This is a genomic window from Vibrio sp. T20 (assembly GCF_007858795.1).
In the GTDB taxonomy this organism is placed as follows: domain Bacteria; phylum Pseudomonadota; class Gammaproteobacteria; order Enterobacterales; family Vibrionaceae; genus Vibrio; species Vibrio satsumensis.
Genome location: NZ_VFEB01000054.1, coordinates 1 through 285 on the forward strand (window position 1 = coordinate 1; position 285 = coordinate 285).

The 285-nt window shown below is 43.5% G+C and carries 1 protein-coding gene; it reads right to left on the reverse strand.

Features of this window, described 5'->3' with window-relative positions; genetic code table 11:
- Positions 1–17 precede the first annotated feature (17 nt).
- The coding region (locus FTW16_RS03045; RefSeq protein WP_315897539.1) for a winged helix domain-containing protein at positions 18–285 on the reverse strand (268 nt) is incomplete at its 5' end.

A 285-nucleotide genomic window follows, 5' to 3' on the forward strand; every position in this document is an offset into this window, starting at 1 on the left:
GAAACCGATTAACTAAGTTAGTCTTCGATAAACCAGTAACCTTTGTTTACTAATTCAGTCACGACAGTTACGCCTGAAGGAGTCAAAGTGGTTGCTGAGTTAATCACCGAGTCATCACACAGTACGTTTAGTAGCGATGAATCCGCTTCTTCAACCTTGACCACTTCACCATTGATGTAAGCCGGGTTGCTTTCATTCTCATGGTAGAGCGCTTTTAAGCCCGATACTCGACAGATCTCACCTTCTGACTCTAAGTGCTGAGCGATCTCTTCTTCTGTCCATAAT